This window comes from Streptosporangiales bacterium (genome assembly GCA_009379955.1).
Classification (GTDB): Bacteria; Actinomycetota; Actinomycetes; order Streptosporangiales; family WHST01; genus WHST01.
The window spans coordinates 1-16,268 of record WHST01000141.1 but is presented as its reverse complement, the minus strand read 5'-3'; the positions used below and the strand labels follow the sequence as shown (position 1 = coordinate 16,268).

Annotated in this window: 16 protein-coding genes and 1 pseudogene; 7 read left to right on the top strand and 10 right to left on the bottom strand. The window is 70.0% G+C overall.

All coding sequences use genetic code 11. The annotated features are described in order from the left end of the window. The coding region (locus tag GEV10_28260) for an IS630 family transposase (protein MQA82311.1) at positions 1 to 139 on the top strand (139 nt) is incomplete at its 5' end. A gap of 48 nt (positions 140 to 187) precedes the next feature. After that, positions 188 to 775 (top strand): carboxymuconolactone decarboxylase family protein, encoded by a 588-nt coding sequence (locus GEV10_28255; protein ID MQA82310.1) that lies wholly within the window; start codon positions 188 to 190, stop codon positions 773 to 775. 79 nt (positions 776 to 854) lie between these two features. Here GEV10_28255 and GEV10_28250 read toward each other — a convergent pair whose 3' ends face one another. Next, on the bottom strand, positions 855 to 2,048 hold the full coding sequence (locus GEV10_28250; protein MQA82309.1) for an MFS transporter: 1,194 nt from the start codon (positions 2,046 to 2,048) through the stop codon (positions 855 to 857). A 112-nt stretch (positions 2,049 to 2,160) separates the two neighbouring features. Beyond that, a complete protein-coding gene (locus GEV10_28245; GenBank protein MQA82308.1) occupies positions 2,161 to 2,670 on the bottom strand; it encodes a hypothetical protein in 510 nt (169 codons plus the stop codon). A gap of 279 nt (positions 2,671 to 2,949) precedes the next feature. Between GEV10_28245 and GEV10_28240 the strand changes: the two genes are divergently transcribed. Next, the gene (locus tag GEV10_28240) at positions 2,950 to 3,909 is read left to right on the top strand and encodes a helix-turn-helix domain-containing protein (GenBank protein ID MQA82307.1); all 960 of its coding nucleotides are present in this window, start codon (positions 2,950 to 2,952) and stop codon (positions 3,907 to 3,909) included. On the opposite strand, the gene GEV10_28235 is transcribed toward GEV10_28240, so the two are convergent. Further along, entirely contained in the window at positions 3,906 to 4,322 is a 417-nt protein-coding gene (locus GEV10_28235; GenBank protein ID MQA82306.1) for a DUF4440 domain-containing protein, read from the bottom strand. The two genes, GEV10_28240 and GEV10_28235, sit on opposite strands and share 4 nt — an antisense overlap. Positions 4,323 to 4,594: 272 nt before the next feature. Here GEV10_28235 and GEV10_28230 point away from each other — a divergent pair, with 272 nt between their 5' ends. Then, entirely contained in the window at positions 4,595 to 5,548 is a 954-nt protein-coding gene (locus GEV10_28230) for a hypothetical protein (GenBank protein ID MQA82305.1), read from the top strand. A 12-nt stretch (positions 5,549 to 5,560) separates the two neighbouring features. On the opposite strand, the gene GEV10_28225 is transcribed toward GEV10_28230, so the two are convergent. The 7 genes and pseudogenes from GEV10_28225 to GEV10_28195 all read right to left on the bottom strand — a co-directional run bounded on the left by GEV10_28225 (position 5,561) and on the right by GEV10_28195 (position 12,508). Beyond that, entirely contained in the window at positions 5,561 to 6,310 is a 750-nt protein-coding gene (locus tag GEV10_28225) for a TSUP family transporter (GenBank protein ID MQA82304.1), read from the bottom strand. A 10-nt stretch (positions 6,311 to 6,320) separates the two neighbouring features. Beyond that, entirely contained in the window at positions 6,321 to 7,601 is a 1,281-nt protein-coding gene (locus GEV10_28220; protein MQA82303.1) for a Rieske 2Fe-2S domain-containing protein, read from the bottom strand. 7 nt (positions 7,602 to 7,608) lie between these two features. Continuing rightward, the gene (locus tag GEV10_28215) at positions 7,609 to 8,481 is read right to left on the bottom strand and encodes a 3-methyl-2-oxobutanoate hydroxymethyltransferase (GenBank protein MQA82302.1); all 873 of its coding nucleotides are present in this window, start codon (positions 8,479 to 8,481) and stop codon (positions 7,609 to 7,611) included. A gap of 5 nt (positions 8,482 to 8,486) precedes the next feature. Then, positions 8,487 to 9,864: pseudogene (locus tag GEV10_28210) on the bottom strand (MFS transporter). Positions 9,865 to 9,922: 58 nt separating this feature from the next. Continuing rightward, positions 9,923 to 10,291 carry a Rieske 2Fe-2S domain-containing protein gene (locus GEV10_28205; GenBank protein MQA82301.1) on the bottom strand — a complete coding sequence of 123 codons (369 nt, stop codon included), beginning with the start codon at positions 10,289 to 10,291 and terminating at the stop codon, positions 9,923 to 9,925. A 62-nt stretch (positions 10,292 to 10,353) separates the two neighbouring features. Beyond that, positions 10,354 to 11,460 carry an amidohydrolase family protein gene (locus GEV10_28200; GenBank protein ID MQA82300.1) on the bottom strand — a complete coding sequence of 369 codons (1,107 nt, stop codon included), beginning with the start codon at positions 11,458 to 11,460 and terminating at the stop codon, positions 10,354 to 10,356. Between the two features lie 115 nt (positions 11,461 to 11,575). After that, entirely contained in the window at positions 11,576 to 12,508 is a 933-nt protein-coding gene (locus GEV10_28195) for a LysR family transcriptional regulator (protein MQA82299.1), read from the bottom strand. 290 nt (positions 12,509 to 12,798) lie between these two features. Between GEV10_28195 and GEV10_28190 the strand changes: the two genes are divergently transcribed. The 3 genes from GEV10_28190 to GEV10_28180 all read left to right on the top strand — a co-directional run. Next, positions 12,799 to 13,869: a LysR family transcriptional regulator gene (locus GEV10_28190; GenBank protein MQA82298.1), complete on the top strand. Its 1,071-nt coding sequence runs from the start codon at positions 12,799 to 12,801 to the stop codon at positions 13,867 to 13,869. Between the two features lie 95 nt (positions 13,870 to 13,964). Further along, complete coding sequence (locus tag GEV10_28185; protein MQA82297.1) at positions 13,965 to 15,662, top strand: formate--tetrahydrofolate ligase; 1,698 nt, start codon at positions 13,965 to 13,967, stop codon at positions 15,660 to 15,662. A gap of 366 nt (positions 15,663 to 16,028) precedes the next feature. Next, positions 16,029 to 16,268: hypothetical protein (locus GEV10_28180; protein MQA82296.1), on the top strand; the 240-nt coding region annotated here is incomplete at its 3' end.

The following is a 16,268-nucleotide window of genomic DNA, read 5'->3' as shown; positions in this document are numbered from 1 at the left end:
GGCACTGGAGAAAGACGTCCGCGAATGGATCAAGATGTGGAACGAGGACCCGAAACCGTTCGTGTGGAAGAAGACCGCGGAGGAAATCCTCGACTCCCTCGCACGATATATCACACGAATTTCCGGCGGGCGACACTAGCGTGACGGGGTGCGCCGCCCCGGCGCCATCGCCCGCGTGAGGAGAACGGTGTCACGACTCAGCCGGCCCACCCCCGAGGAACTGTCCGCGGACCAGCGGGTCGTGTACGACGCGATCGTCGGCGGCAAGCGGTCGTCGGGTCCGCGGCTCTTCGAGCTGACGGCCGCGGACGGCAGCCTGCACGGCCCGTTCAACGCGATGCTGATGAGCCCCGAGCTCGGCGGTGCGCTCCAGCGCGTCGGTGAGGTGCTCAGGTACGAGTCGACTCTTCCGGCGCGCGTGCGCGAGCTGGTGATCCTGATGGTGTCGTGTGACTGGAAGTGCGAGTTCGAGTGGTACGCCCACTCCGCGGTCGCGCGTCACGTCGGCATGCCGGAACGCGTCCTCGACCAGCTGCGCGCGGGCGCACGTCCCGACGGGCTCTCGGCGGAGGAGGCGGCGGCGTACGACGTGTGCGCCGCCCTCTCGCGTGACCGCGCGGTGGGCGACGACCTCTACCGGGTCGCGCGCGCGGTGTTCGACGAGCGGGGCGTCGCCGAGCTGGTCTTCCTGTTCGGCTACTACACGACCCTGGCCGCGGCACTCAACGCGTTCGCCGTCCCTCCGCCGCCCGGCGCCACGCCGGTCTTCGGCTAGCAGCCACGTGGACGCCTTGCTGTCGCCATGACGACAGCAAGGCGTCCACGTGGATGTCCGGGGGCGGGGAGGGCGGCACTCAGCCGGGCTCGGGGTGCGGGGTCATCAGGGCCGTCGCGCCGGGGATGACGATCGCGGCGGCCACGAGGCACACGGCCGCCCAGGTCCAGCCGTACGTGTAGCTGCCGGTCAGGTCGACGAGCAGGCCGAACACCGGCGGGCTCACCAGCATGCCGGCGAAGAAGCTGCCCTGCACCAGGCCCGAGTCCGTCGCGGTGGCGGTCTGGTGGCTCGTCCGGATGAGCACGAACATGGTGACGCCGTTGAACGCGGCGACGCTGAGCCCGGTCGCGACCGCTCCCACCCAGAGCACACCGGCGCCGAGCTGCGGCGCAGACGCGATGAGCGCCGCCGCACCGACGGCGACGACAGCCATGGTGCGGAGCATGCGCATGCCGGTGCGTTCCGGTGCGCGAGCACGCTCCGCGACGAGCGTGAGGGTGATGCGCGCGATGATCGCGACGAGTCCGACCGTGGCGAGCAGCGACCCCGCGAGACGCACATCCATGTGCACTCGGTCGTGCGCGTAGAGGACGAGGTAGACGTTGGTCGCCGCCATGCCGCACCCCATCAGGCCGGCGAACAGGGCCAGCCTCCTGACACCCGGTCTGGTCCGCATGCCTTTCCGGCGGGTCCTGGTGACGTGCGTCCGCGCCGGCACCGGCATCGTCGCCGCGGCCACCACACCGACCGCGAACGCGACCGAGCATGCGAGCACCGAGGTGCGCCATCCGTACGCGACCGCGAGCGCCGGGAGGATCGCGCCGCCGAGCAGCGCGGCCGTCTGGACGCCCGACTGCTTGACGCCCACGAGTGCGGCGTGCGGGCGGGGGAGCGTGGAGATCGCGACGTTGGTCGCCGGGTTGGCCATGGCCGTCGCCGCGCCCGCGACGAACACGCTGGCCAGGACGCCGACGAGTGCGGGTGCACCCGCGAGCGTCAGTGAGCCCACCCAGCCGATGCCGACCGTGACGAGCAGGGCGCGGCGCGTGCCCAGGTGGTCGACCCATCGGCCCATCAGCGGCGAGAGCCCGGCCGCGGCCAGGTAGTACGACGCGGTGACCGCGCCGAACGCGGTCGGCGTGAGGTGGAACTCGTCGGTGAGGAACGGCGCGAGCGAGCCGAGGGCGAACTGGGTGAGGCTGGGGACGGTCATGATCACGGCGAGCGCGGTGGCGACGCCGACGCGCTGCGGTGACACCGGGCCCAGCATCAGCGTCGACTCCTCCGTCCCTCTGCCGGGTCAGTATCTCCGGGAGCGACGGACCTGGTCTGCGACGCACGAGACAACGAATGCGTGACGTAGGACACATATGTGCGTGGGCTCACACCCGCGCGCGACGTGACCTCCCCCGGGTGCGCAGGTCACGGGCGAGGTGCGCGCGGCGCAGACCGCGCGTGAACAGGTAGCGGAGGTCGTCGGCGTTGTCGTACATGAGCTGCACGTGGAAGTAGTTCACGTACTCCAGCACCGCGACCAGCGCGAACACCAGGCCGGGGATGCTGCCCGCCCCCGGGTCGGCGACCACCGACCGAACGGCGTACGCCAGTCCGGCGAGCAGCACCGCCACGTTCGCCACGCGACCGATCCTGAAGGCCCCGACGCCGGGCAGTGCACCGCCGGGCGCCCCGAAGCGCCTGAGCTTTGCCGCCCAGTAACTGGCACCCTGCAGCAGGAGGAACGCGAACAGTGCGAAACCCACCGCGTTCGGCACCGTCACCGGGAGGTCGACGACGGCGAACCAGATCACGGCCTGGAGCGGGATGTTGAGCAGTTCCAGCAACGCCAGCGACCGCAGCCGTCGCCCGATCCACGAGCGGGAGCGGTGATCCATCCCCGAACTATGGCAGGGCGTGAGTCGCGCGCGAGATCAGCGGACGGCGGGTCGGTGCTGGAGGTGGACGTCCTCGGTGGGCTTCCACCCCCCGCGGGGCTGCCAGTCGCGGCCGGTGCGGCTGTCTGCCACCCAGCCCGCGAGCGCAGCGATGTCGACGAGGAGGACGGCTGCGAGCAGGATGAGCATTTCCATACCCGCCAGCATTGTCGGGATTTCACCGCATGCCGAGTGGCAGAGATGCCGTCCTTCCGCGAGATCCTGCCATATGCTGGGAGGATGTTCCGATCCGTCGCCGTACCCGTCCTGCCAGGCACCGCCGTGTTCGAGCTCGGCGTGCTGACCGAGGTCTTCGGAGTCGACCGCTCCGACCAGGGCCTGCCCACGTACGACTTCCGGGTGTGCGGGGAGCGTCCGGGTGAACCGCTGCCGACCAAGAGCGGCTTCGACATCGTCCCGCGGCACGGGCTGTCGGCGCTGGACGACGCCGACGTGATCGCCGTCCCCGCCGGGCGCCGCCTCGCCCGCTACCCCGAGGAGCTGCTCGGCGCGCTGCGACGCGGCGTCGAGCGGGGCGCGCTGGTGCTGAGCGTCTGCTCGGGGGCGTTCGTCCTCGGCGAGGCGGGACTGCTCGACGGCCGCGACTGCACCACGCACTGGATGTACGCCGAGGAGCTGCAGCACGACTTCCCGAAGGCGCGGGTCAACCCCGACGTCCTGTTCGTCGGCGACGGGCAGGTCTGGACGAGCGCGGGAACGGCCGCCGGCATCGACCTCGGTCTGCACCTGATCCGCGAGCACGAGGGCAGCGAGGTCGCGCGCGCGTTCGCCAGGCGCATGGTCGTCCCGCCGCAGCGTTCCGGCGGGCAGAAGCAGTACGTCCAGACGCCGGTGCCGACGAGCCGGGTGTCGACGCTCGAGCCGCTGCTCGCCTGGATCGTCGCCCACCTCGACGAGTCGATGACCGTCGCCTCCCTGGCGCGCCGCGCGCACATGGCGCCGCGCACGTTCGCCCGGCGGTTCCAGGCCGAGACGGGCGTGACACCGCACGACTGGCTGACCACCCAGCGGGTGCTGCTCGCCCGCCACCTGCTCGAGGAGAGCGACCTGACCGTCGACGCCGTCGCCGCGCGCACCGGGTTCGGCAACGCCGCGGCGCTACGCCACCACTTCGGCTCCCGCGTGGGAGCGACCCCGCAGTCCTACCGCGCCACCTTCCGCCTCAAGCGCCCCGCCTAGGGTGCCGGGGACACCGGCGTGATGTGGGTGAGCACGCACCGCCAGCGGTCGTCCTGCCTCGCGAACACGTCGGTCGTCCACTCGTCCGCGTCGACGCGTCTGCCGAGGTAGTGGGCCGTGTTCGTGACCCGCACGGAGATGACGGCGGTGTCGCCGTAGACCCTGATCCTCGGCGCGCTCACGCGGTCCATGGCCGAGTGGGTCAGGTCCCCGGACTCGATGACCGAGAGGAACTGGTCCCTGGTCGTCATGCCCGACCAGGAGACCATCACCCAGTCGTCGGCCATGAAGCCGGCGATCCGCGCGGTGTCGTTGGAGACGACGGCCGCCGCGAAGGCGTCGCCGACGCCGACGAGCTCGGCATGAACCGCATCGTCCGTCCCGGGTGCGGGTCCATCGATGTTCTCGTTCATCGCGTGATCCTAGACGCGTACGCAGTGATCTCGCGCCCCGCTGTCACAGGAGAGGGATCGCTCGGTGACAGATGTAGTTCGACCGGTGGAGGTCGCGTCGACCGGGTGCTAGCGTTCACGCCACTTCGTGCGGGGGGCGAGGCGGCCGGGGGTCGTTCACGGCACAAAGGGGTGCGGCGATGTCTCCTACGACTGTTCACTTCAACGGTGGTGTCAACCTCGCGGACGGCGAGACCGTGATGCGCGAGATCGCCACCAGGATCCCCACCGGGGTGAGGCGAATCCCGGACGGCGAGACGGGTGACCGCCAGCAGTGGATCTTCTTCCAGTTGGCGAAGTTCTGGGCGACACCGGGGCTCGAGAAGGCGGAGTCGGAGGATGCGCCCGCCGAGGGTTACGAGGAGCTGCCGAAGGTCCGGCTGGCACCGGGCACCGAGCCCGCCGACGTCGTGTGGCCCGACCTCGGTTACGCGACGGCGTACGCCGAGTCGCACGAGATCTTCTCGCGGCTGCGCGGTGACGGCGTCATCCCGGCCGGGGTTCGCATGCAGGTGCAGTACCCGACTCCGCTCGCGTCGATCGGCGCCTGGGTCGTGGCCGACGACCAGCTGAGGCTCGAGCCTTCGTACGAGCGGGTGCTGTTCGCCGACCTCGGCCGGTTCCTCGCCTCGGTCCCGCACGACGACGTCGCGGTGCAGTGGGACGTCGCCGTCGAGTTCGGGATCCTGGAGGGCGGCTTCGAGGGCGGCGAGCGCTTTCCGTTCGAGGCCGTGGTCGAACGCCTCGTCCGTTGCGTCGACGAGGTTCCCGACGACGTGCCCGTGGGTCTGCACCTGTGCTACGGCGACTACGGGCACCGGCACTTCAAGGAGCCGGAGTCGCTCGAGCTGCAGGTGCGGGTGACCAACGCGGTCGTCGCGGGAGCGCGGCGGCCGGTGAGCTTCTTCGCGTTCACGGTGCCGCAGAACCGTGCCGACGCGGCGTTCTTCGCGCCGCTGAGCGGGCTCGCGGTGCCGGCCGAGACGGAGCTGTACCTCGCCCTCGTGCCGTACCACCCCGACGGGCAGGAGCCGGGTACCACGGCCGAGCAGGTCAGGGTCGTCGACCAGCACCTGGGTGGCCGGGAATGGGGGATCTGCACGGAGTGCGGCATGGCGCGCGCGGAGCGGGACGACGTCCCGAGGCTCCTCGACCTGCACCGCGAGATCCTGGCGGCACACGGCTGACGCGTACCGGCGTCAGGTGAACGTCGACACCAGTGCGAGTACGCCTGCCACGCAGACCACACCGGCGAGGACGCGGCCGAACGCCTGGCGCGACACGCGCCTGGCGGACCACGCGCCGAGGATGCTGCCGCCGATCGCCACGGGTAGCAGCAGGAGGCCGCGAAGCAGGAAGCCGCCGTCGGCGAGCCCGGCGGTGAGACCGACGGCGACCGCGATGACGTAGCTGGCCAGGTTGAACGTCGTGAGGGCCGCACGGCTCTCCTGGACCGGCCAGCGCTGCATCGACGCCACGAGGGCGGGCGGCGGTCCGCCCATGCTGGTGCTGCCGTTGAGGAAGCCACCGAGCAGTCCCGCGAGGCCGACGGCGGCGGTCTCGTGGCTCGTCGGCGGGGGGAGCCGGACGATCCACAGGGCCGCGGCGACGAGCGCGGTCACGGCGATGAGGATCGTGAGCGCGTCGTTCGGGACGAACGAGAGCACGGCGACGCCGGCGGGCGTGCCGACCGCGGCGCCGACGAGCAGCGGCACCGAACGTCTGACCCGGAACGCCCTGCGGCTGTCGGCCAGGACGCCGAGGCTCAGCACGGTGCCGAGCAGGAGGGAGAGCAGGACGACCTCGTGCGGCCGCGGGACGAACAGGACGTACAGCGGGGTGAACACGATCGCGAAGCCGAGCCCGGTGAGGCCCTGCACGTAGCCGGCGGCGAGGGCGATGACCGCCCCCGCCACCCACACCCCGGTGGTCACGACCTCCTGGCTCACCGGGCCAGTGTCAACGGACGTCCGGCGCGGCGGGACGCGGGGACCGTACCTCGATCCACCCGTCCGCGACCCGGACGTCGAGCGCCGGCTGCGGGAACGTCGCGGGACCGCGCAGGACGGCGCCGTCGCGCAGCCGGAACCGCGAGTCGTGCCACGGGCAGGTGACCACGCCCTCGCACGTCGCGCCGAGGGCGAGCGGCGCGCCCGCGTGGCTGCACACCGCCTCGATCGCGGAGATCCGGTCGTCGCCGTCGCGGTGCAGCAGGACCTTGCGCTGCCCCACGTCGACGGGGACGGTCGCGCCGAGGCCGAGCTCGTCCTCGGCGAGTGCCCGCTCCCATCCGGGCGCGTGCTCGGGCCAGGCCGTGTGGTCGACCATCGTGCCCCGGCCGAGCACCAGGTGGCCGCCGAGGTACGCGGCGCCGAGGGTGACGGCGATGCTCGCGGCGGAGAGGATCACCGCCACGACGTGACCGCCGGCGAAATGGGCGACGACCGAGCCGCACTGCACGAGCAGCGCGCCGAGCATGACGAGGCCGTGCACGAGGCCGACGCGTCGTTCGTGCCCGTCGGTGGCCGTCCAGTCGGCGGTGCCCGTCGCGGCCGCCCCGAGCGCGGCGGCGATCCCCACGATGCTCAGCAGGACGGCGGCGCCGGACCAGCCCACCAGGTAGAGCAGCAGCGAGCCGGCCCAGAGGCCGATCGGCATGTCACTCAGCGCCGGGTGCAGTGCGTGCCCGAGCCACCGACCGTGCAGCAGGTCCATCAGCCCCGCACGCGCCAGCCGCAGGCGCAGCGGTCCGATCGCGGCGTGGATCCTCGTGGCAAGACGCTCCGGCCAGACGAGGCGGTCGATCGGGTCGACCATCCTCGAGTGCAGCGTCCTCGGCCGCTCCGCCGGCAACGTGCGCACGTCTGCCGTGACCGGAGCCGTGTCGTCCGTCGTGCCCGCGCCGTCGTCCCCGGCGGTCGCAGGCTCGGTGCTGATCCGCGCCGAGCCGTCGACGACCTCGACTGTGTACCGCTGCGTCGACCGGTCCGCGGGCGGACCGAGCACCTCGCCCGACCGCACGTCGAAGGCGCTGTAGTGGAGCGGGCAGTAGACGACGTGCCCGACGAGCGCGCCCTCGTCGAGGTACGCACGCTCGTGGGTGCAGACCGCGTCGATCGCGTGCAGCTCTCCGTCGACCCTGGCCAGCAGGACGCGCCGGCCGCCGACGTCGACGCGCATCATCTGGCCGTCCGCCAGCGCGCCGACGTCGACCTCGACGAAGTCCGTCTGCTGGGTCATGAGAGGTCTAGCCGTTCATCAGCTCGAGGAACTTCTTGCGCTCGTCCTCGGCCATGAAGACCGTGTGCTCCGGGCCGGGGTAGACCCGCTTCTTCACCTCGTCGCGGTACTGCGTGAACACGTCCTCGAAGACGGGGATGATGTCGAAGTAGATCTTCGAGTGCCGCGGCGTGTGCTCCTCGTACATGTGGAACAGGTCGCTCGTGATGATGTGCACGCCGTGGGTCTTGCTGCCCGCGCCGAGCGAGATCACCGGGACGGGCAGTGTCTCCGCGAGGTACTGCGCGACGTCGTCAGTGGTGACCTCGCAGAGGATCGAGAAGCAGCCGGCGTCGACCATCGCCCACGCGTCGTCGACGAGCGCCTTCGCGGTGTCGGCGGTCTTGCCCTGTGCGCGGAAGCCGCCGAGCTGCGCCATCCGCATCGGGGTGACGCCGATATGTCCCTGGACGGGGATGCCGGCCTTTACGATCGCCTCGATGTTCGGGGCATGGTGCTGGTTGCCCTCGCACTTCATCACCTCGGCGCCGGCCTCGTGCACGAAGCGTCCCGCGTTCTCGACCGCCTGGGCGGCGGAGACGTGGAAGCTCCAGTACGGCATGTCGACCATGCGCAGGCCGTACTTCGAGCCGCGTTGCACGGCCTTGGCCATGCTCATGACCTCGTCGAACGTCACGGACGTGGTGTCCTTGTGACCGAAGAGGATCATGCCGCCAGTGTCGGACACGCACAGGATGTCGATGCCGCCGAGCCGGTCCGCGATCACCGCCGAGCGGTAGTCGTAGATGGCCATCTGGACGATCGGGTCCTCGGCCGCCATCTTCGACATGAGCGACGGGATGGTGACCTTCCTGCGCTTCTGTGCCTTCTGGTCCGTCATCTCGATCAGCTCCCCTCGGATACGCGGGTCTGTCCTGGCACGGTCGGTTCCTCCTCGAGGGAGATCTCTTCCAGTTCCTTGTTCGCGGTCTCCGGACCGAGGGCGTAGCCCACGATCGTGAGGATCCACAGTCCGGTGAACGCGAGGTACGGCGCCGTCGGCCCGAAGGTCGTGATGCCCCAGCCGACGAGGACCGGCGCGAAGATCGACATCACCCGGCCGCCGCCGACGGAGATCCCGAAGCCGGTGCCGCGCACCCGCGTCGGGAACAGCTCGGAGATGTAGGTGTCGCCGACACCCCACAGCCAGCCGAGCATCGCGATGGAGGTCCCGCCGAAGATCAGGTACAGGCCCAACGTGTCGCTGAGGGCGCCCGCCGCGGTGCAGACCATCATGATGACCGCGCCGAGGATGGCGGAGAACCGGCGGCCGACGAAGTCGGCGAGCGCGGTGCCGATGTAGCAGAAGAAGAACTGCACGACGTAGAAGAGCATCGCGTAGGTGATGGCCTTGGCCGTCGTGACACCGAACTTCTCCACCATGAACGTCGTGAGGAAGACGGTCATGCCCCAGTACCCGACCGCGTTGGCCGTGTAGATCATCCAGCCGATCGCGATGTGCTTCTTCGCGCCGGGGATCTGCCAGATCTTCGGCTTCTTGGTCGCCGCCGCCTTCTTCGCCTCGACCTCGGCCTCGACCTTGGCGATGACGTAGCGGACCGACTCGCTGAGGAAGCGACGCATGACGAAGATGATCAGCGCCGGGGCGGCCGCGAAGATGAACGTCCACTCCCAGCCCCACCTCGGCACGATGACGAGCGCGGCGCCGCCGGCCATGATGTAGCCCAGCGAGTAGAGCGAGAACATGATCCCGCCCGTCCCGATCGCGCGGACCCGTTTGGGCCACATCTCGCACGTGTACGGTGCGCCGACCGCGAGCTCTCCCGCGCCGCCGACGCCGGTGAGGAAGCGGAGTGCGCCGAACAGCCCGATGTTCTGCGTCAGGCCGCCGAGCGCGGTGGTCGCGCCGTACACCAGGATCGACAGCCCGAGGGTGTCGCGGCGGCCGAACTTGTCGGCGGCGATCCCGAAGCCGATTGTGCCGACGGTATAGCCCACCAGGAAGATCGAGCCGATCGTGCCGAGGGTGTTTGAGGCTGACGTCGAGGCTCTCGCGGATGTGGGGCAGGACGAGTCCGTAGATGTTGACCGCGTACGCGTCGAAGCCGTAGCCCACGCCGGCGGCCAACGCCACGAGCAGCGACTGCCGGAACGGGATGCGCAGCTTCTGCCCGGACGCCTTGCCCTGGATCTCACCGGCCTCCGGCGGCACGTCGTCCGGCTGCTCGTCTCGCGGCCGGGCACCTCCGACGGGTTCCTTCATCGTGCTCCTCCTGACCCGTCCCCGTGATCAACTCTGATCCGTGTGTGACCCGGTGTGGTCACCGTCTGGGTGGACTCCCCAGCTCGACGACGATGTCGTCGCCGTCCTCGCGGGCGACGAACGTCGGCACGCACCGCTTCTCGTCGAACACCGTGCGACCGGTGCTGACGTCGTACTCGTACCCGTGCCACGGACACTTGAGGACGGTGCGCTCGAGGTCGACGGTGTACTCGCCGACCTCACCGGTCGCGTGGTGGTCGTACAACCGTCCGAGGTCGAGCGGGCCGCCCTGGTGGAGGCACTTGGCCGCGACCGCGTGCAGGCTGCCGTTCCTCGTTCGGATCACCGCGATGCGAATCGGTCCGAGCTGTGCCCGGGTCATGCACCCGGGGCCGAGCTCGTCCTTGCGGCAGACCACCTGCTTCACATCGACCCCTCTCTCTCTGCGAAGCCGCCGAAGGCAGCCGGTGTTGACGTCGGTCTCGCGGCTCAGGGCGTGCGGAGCGCCGGCATCTTCGGGTAGAGGTCCTTGGCGTTCTGGTAGAAGATCTTCTTCCGCAGGCCCTCGGGGAGGTCGCGGGGCAATGCCTCCCACGGGGAGTCGAAGTCCCAGTGCGGGTAGTCGGTGGCGAAGCAGAAGAGGTCCTCGGACCCGAGCTGGTCGATCATCCGGAGGAACGCCTCGCTCGTCATCTCCTCCATCGGCTGGGTGGAGAAGCGGAAGTGGTCCCTGATGATGTCGCTGGGCATCCGCTTCACCCACGGCACCTCGGAGCGCAGCTGCTTGTACTGCTGGTCGGCACGCATCATCAGGTGCGGGACGTAGCTGACGCCACCCTCGATCATGATGACCTTCAGCTCCGGGTACTTGTCGAAGACACCGTTGAAGATGAGGCTGACCATCTCCGACATGAACACCTGCGGCACGAGGGTGTGCCACTCGATGTAGTAGCGGTGGTACCCGAGCGCGGTCGGCGAGTTCTCGCTGTGGTGGATGCCGATCGGAAGGTTGTTGCGTACCGCTGCCTCGAAGATGGGGTGGTAGTACGGGTCGCCGAACGGCTTGTCGCCGATGTACAGGGCGACCTGCACGACCTTGGGGTGCGAGCCGACGCGGTCGATCTCACGCGCGGCACCGGCAGGATCGTGACAGTTCACGTGGACGGAGCCGAGGATCCGCGGGTCACGTTCGACCCAGTTCTCGATCTGCCAGTCGTTGTACGCGGACATCAGCCCGGTCTTGAACTCGGGCCAGCCGGGGTGAAGCGCGGACGCGTCGAGCCACCCGGTGAGGACGGCGTAGTCCATGTCGTACTCGTCGAGCAGCTGCTGCCGCATCAGGTTGTAGTCGGACCCGCCCGGGCTGCCGTCGGGAAGCTTCGCGTCGGCGCGGTCGAGACCGCCGGCGGAGTACTGCGCGAACGGCAGCACGCGGTCGGGCTGCCACTCGAAGTCGGTGATGTACTTGCGCCAGATCGGGTCCAGGTACGGGAGCAGCGCGCGCAGGTCTGCCCGTTCGTGCACGTCGGTGTCGATGAGATTGAGCCCCTGTGACTCCGGTGTCGTGGAGGGGGGCTGCGTACGGACCTCTGTCATGGCGATCCCTCCCAGCGGGGTACCCGTCGAACTATGCCAACGTGCACGAATGCCCGGTACCTGGTGAGTGCGGATGAGCTCATAACCGTTCGTTGGCACCTGGGTGGGCTCGACGTCAGCGCTGGGTGAGCGGCTGCGGGTCAGCGCCGGGACCGACGCCGAGCGTCTCCTGCAACGTCGATGCGTACGCGATGAGCGCGTCGACGGTGGTCGCGACGCGGGCGAGGCCGAGCGACTCCCTGCGTGCGACGAGCCACATCGTGCGGCGTGCCGACACGACGTCGGGCAGCACGGGCACGAGATCCGGCCGGTCCATCACCAGGAAGCGTGGCAGGAACCCGATGCCGCCGTGCGCGGTGACGAACCGGAGCTGGGCGGAGACGTTGGAGCTCCTGAGGACCGGTCGTCGCGGCAGCACGTGGGTCTCGAAGATGTCGAGCTCGGCGACCTCGAGCAGCGACTCGACGTACCAGATGAGCGCGTGCTGTCCGAGGTCTTCCCGGGACCTGACGGGCGGATGCGTCGCGAGGTAGTCGCGCGTGGCGTACAGGCCCATGCGGTAGTCGGTGAGGTGCTGCACGACGAGCCGGCGCGACTGCGCACGTTGCAGGGTGATCGCCACGTCGTAGTCGCGCGAGGTGATGTCGAAGCGCCGCGTGGCGGTGGTGAGCTCGAACTCCAGCTGCGGATGCCGGTGCCGCAGGTCGACGACGGCGTCGGGCACCACCGTGCAGCCGAGCCCGTCGGGTGCGGCGATGCGCACGGTCCCACCGAGGTTGCTGCGCGAGCTGGCGTCGGCCCGCGTGACGGAGTGGACCGCCGTCTCGACCGCCTCGGCGTGGGTGAGCAGCTCCTCGCCGTTGTCGGTGAGCCGCCATCCGCGCGCCGTGCGGTCGACCAGCCGGTGCCCGACGGCCTTCTCGAGTGCGCCGATGCGGCGCGCGACGGTGGTGTGGTCGACGCCGAGCCGCTGGGCGGCGTCGACCAAACGGCCGGTTCTGACGACCTCGAGCAGGTAGAGCAGGTCGTCTGCCCGTAATCGCGTCATCGGTGACGATTCTGCGGTATGTGTGCAGATCTGCACAACGGTCGTGCTCTATTGCGTACGCAGTGCTCTTTCGGCGTCCGCGCCCCGGTGCTTGACTCGGGTGAGGCCGGGCGGTGCCCGGCCCGCGCAGGGAACCGGGCGCTGACGCTTGGAGGTGGCGGATGCGGAGATCTCTCCGTGGCCGCAGACGCGGGGGTCGGTGTCGCCGTCGGCTCGAGGTGGCGTGGTGAGGGTCCCGGACATCGACTCTCCGTGACCGCTCCGCCAAGTCCCCGGAAGAGGTTCCTCCCATGGTCCTACCGCCCGGTCTGCTCGACCTCACCGATCTCGACCTGCTGCTCACCGTCCAGCGGCTCGGCAGCCTCGGCAAGGCGGCACGTGAGCACCGGATCTCCCAACCCGCGGCGAGCGCGCGGATCCAGGCGGTCGAGCGGAGGCTGGGTCTGCGGTTGCTCGAACGCTCTCCTTCCGGCTCGCGCCTCACGCCGGCAGGGGTGCGGGTCGCCCGCTGGGGCCGCGTCGTCGTCGACGCCGCGTCCGACCTGCTGACGGGAACGGCCGCCCTGCGCGACGCCGAGCACGGGTGGCTGCGCGTCGCGGCCGGGCTGACCACGGCGGAGTACCTCATGCCGCGCTGGTTGACGTCCCTGCGGGCCCGGTTGCCCGAGGTGACCGTGGAGCTGCGGGTGGAGAACTCGCACGAGGTCGCGCAACGCGTCCGCAGCGGCGAGGTCGACGTCGGGTTCGTCGGTGACCCGTGCCCGCACGCGGGGCTGATGGACCGCCCCGTCGTGAGCGACGAGCTCGGCGTCATCGTGGCACCGACCCACCCGTGGGCCGGCCTGCGGCGCCCGCTCACCGCCGGCGAGCTCGCCGCCGGCGTGCTCGTGCTGCGCGAACGAGGTTCCGGTGCGCGGGAGGTCCTCGACCGCGAGCTCGGCGAGCTGTGCGAGGGCGTGCCGCACCTCGAGCTCGCGTCGACCACCGCGGTGAAGCAGGCGGTGGCCGCGGGGGTCGGTGCAGCGGTGATCAGCCTGCGCAGCGTCGAGGACGAGCGGCGGACGGGACGGCTCGTCACGGTGCCCGTCGCGGACGTCGACCTCACCCGGCGGCTGCGTGCCGTCTGGCGGACGAGTGTCGACCTTCCGCTTCCGGCGGCGACACTGGTCGAGATCGCCCTCGCGGAGTCGGACGGTGCGGCGCCGCCGCGACGCCTGCACGCCGTGGCGTCGAGGGTCCGGCGCAAGAGCGAGAGCGTCGCGAACGTACGGATGCGCGCGTCGTCGCGTCCGGGAGCCGACGTCGCGACCGCCGGCGTCGACACCCGGCGCGAGGCATTCAACCGCGGCGGCTGGTGGTGAACGCCCGCCGTAATAGGTTCTCATGATGAGCTGATCGGATATTGGTTCCTACCGCTCGGACGTGCCCGACGCCACGCTTATCGTGGGAGGTCGCGATGGGAATTCCGAGCAATCTCGACATCGCGCGACGTGCCTCGCTGAAACCGGTCGAGGACATCGCCAATGCAATGGGACTCGGGTCCCATCTCCTCGAACCGTACGGCCGTGACGTCATGAAGGTGAGCCTCGACGCGATCGAGGAGCTCGCCGACCGTCCGCGGGCAAAATACATCGTGGTGAGTGCGATCACGCCGACGCCGCTCGGCGAGGGGAAGACGACGACTACCGTCGGCCTCGCCCAGGGCCTGAACCGCATCGGCCGCACCGCGGTGGTGACGATCAGGCAGGCCTCGATGGGACCGGCGCTGGGGATCAAGGGCGGCGCGGCCGGCGGCGGCTACAGCCAGGTCGTCCCGATGGAGAAGCTGAACATCCATCTCACCGGCGACATGCACGCCGTGACCGCGGCGCACAACCAGCTCTCCGCCATGGTGGACAACCACCTGCACCACGGCAACGCGCTGGGACTCGACCCGTCGAGCATCACGTGGCGGCGTGTGCTCGACGTCAACGACCGTGCGTTGCGCAACATCATCGTCGGTCTCGGCGCGTGGGCCGACGGGGTGCCGCGCCAGACCGGCTTCGACATCACGGCCGCGTCCGAGGTGATGGCGACGCTGGCCCTCACGACGTCGCTGCAGGACCTGCGTGCACGCCTCGGCCGCATCGTCGTCGGCTACACCGCCGGCGGTGAGCCGGTCACGGCCGAGGAGCTGCACGCGGCGGGCGTGATGGCCGTGCTGCTCCGTGAGGCGATCAAGCCGAACCTCGTCCAGACGCTGGAGAACACGCCGGCCCTCGTGCACTGCGGACCGTTCGGCAACATCGCGACCGGCAACTCGTCTGTCGTCGCCGACCTCATCGCGCTCCGCGCCGGCGAGTACGTGGTGACCGAAGCGGGGTTCGGCGCCGACATGGGAGCCGAGCGCTTCTTCAACATCAAGTGCCGCACGTCCGGCGAGGCGCCCGACGCTGCCGTCGTCGTCACGACGGTGCGGGCGCTGAAGGCGCACTCGGGCAAGTACCGGATCGTCGCAGGCAGGCCGTTGCCCGACGCCCTGCTGGCCGAGAACCCCGACGACGTCGCCGCCGGGGCGTCGAACCTGCGCAAGCAGATCGAGAACATCCGCCTGCACGGCATCCCGGCCGTCGTGGCGGTCAACGCGTTCCCGACGGACCACGCGTCGGAGTACGCGGTCATCCGCCGGGTCGCCGAGGAGCTCGGCGCCCGCTTCGCCGTCGCGAACCACTTCGCCGAGGGCGGCGACGGAGCCGTCGACCTCGCCGAGGCCGTGGTCGAAGCGGCGGACGAGCCGAGCGCGTTCGAGCTGCTCTATCCCGACGGCTACAGCCTGCCGGAGAAGATCGAGACCGTGGCACGGAAGGTCTACGGCGCGGATGGCGTCGACTACACGCCGCAGGCGTCACGCCAGCTGGCGATGTACGAGCGGGCGGGGTTCAGTGACCTGCCGGTGTGCATGGCGAAGACCCACCTGTCGCTGTCGTCCGACCCTGCGCTCAAGGGTGCGCCGACGGGCTGGACGCTTCCCGTCCGTGAGGTACGGGCGTCGGTGGGAGCGGGGTTCGTGTACCCCATCTGCGGCGAGGTCCGGACGATGCCGGGCCTCGGGTCGGATCCGGCGGCGGCGCACATCGACCTGGACGAGAACGGCGACACGGTGGGGTTGTTCTAGGGTTTGCTGTGGTGCTGTGGGCCGGCTGCTGTGGGTCCGCTGCCTCACCCCTTTCTTGATTGTGGGGGTCGGTCGCCGGGTGTCAAGAAACCGCACAACGACTTTTGTGGGATTACCGGTCTGGCGGTTCCTTGACACCCGGCGACCGACCCCATAAAACCGCGCGTCTACGGGGTGAGGCAGCTCTGTGGCTGCCACACTCCCTGGTTCACCTGCTGGTAACGGACCCTCTTCGGCACCTTGCGTCGCCTCTCGCTAAACCTTCGGAACCGTTATCCACCCGTGACATTATACGCTGGTCGGGTGTCCGATATTTCCCGATCTATTGCCACCGCCGGGGTCTAGAATTCGGTTATGGACGGCGACATGACGGCACCTGACACCGCGGACGCGGTGTGGGAACGTGTGCTGTCCCTGCGTGAGCAGGTCGCCGGGCTCACCCGCACCCACCTCGGTGTGCTCCGCGGCGACGACGTGCAAGGCGTCGTCGCCGTGGTCGAGGAGATCACCCGGATGACCGCGACGATCGAGCAGGGCCTGGTCCGGCAGGTCATCGACCAGGGCATCGCCACCGACCTCGGCTACAAGAGCCCGGTGCCGTACCTG

Excerpts from the sequence above, each read along its gene's own strand:
- GEV10_28250 (MQA82309.1), bottom strand. The coding sequence starts at position 2,048 with ATGCTGGGCCCGGTGTCACCGCAGCGCGTCGGCGTCGCCACCGCGCTC.
- GEV10_28245 (MQA82308.1), bottom strand. The coding sequence starts at position 2,670 with ATGGATCACCGCTCCCGCTCGTGGATCGGGCGACGGCTGCGGTCGCTG.
- GEV10_28240 (MQA82307.1), top strand. The coding sequence starts at position 2,950 with ATGTTCCGATCCGTCGCCGTACCCGTCCTGCCAGGCACCGCCGTGTTC.
- GEV10_28235 (MQA82306.1), bottom strand. The coding sequence starts at position 4,322 with ATGAACGAGAACATCGATGGACCCGCACCCGGGACGGACGATGCGGTT.
- GEV10_28220 (MQA82303.1), bottom strand. The coding sequence starts at position 7,601 with ATGACCCAGCAGACGGACTTCGTCGAGGTCGACGTCGGCGCGCTGGCG.
- GEV10_28215 (MQA82302.1), bottom strand. The coding sequence starts at position 8,481 with ATGACGGACCAGAAGGCACAGAAGCGCAGGAAGGTCACCATCCCGTCG.
- GEV10_28200 (MQA82300.1), bottom strand. The coding sequence starts at position 11,460 with ATGACAGAGGTCCGTACGCAGCCCCCCTCCACGACACCGGAGTCACAG.
- GEV10_28195 (MQA82299.1), bottom strand. The coding sequence starts at position 12,508 with ATGACGCGATTACGGGCAGACGACCTGCTCTACCTGCTCGAGGTCGTC.
- GEV10_28190 (MQA82298.1), top strand. The coding sequence starts at position 12,799 with ATGGTCCTACCGCCCGGTCTGCTCGACCTCACCGATCTCGACCTGCTG.
- GEV10_28185 (MQA82297.1), top strand. The coding sequence starts at position 13,965 with ATGGGAATTCCGAGCAATCTCGACATCGCGCGACGTGCCTCGCTGAAA.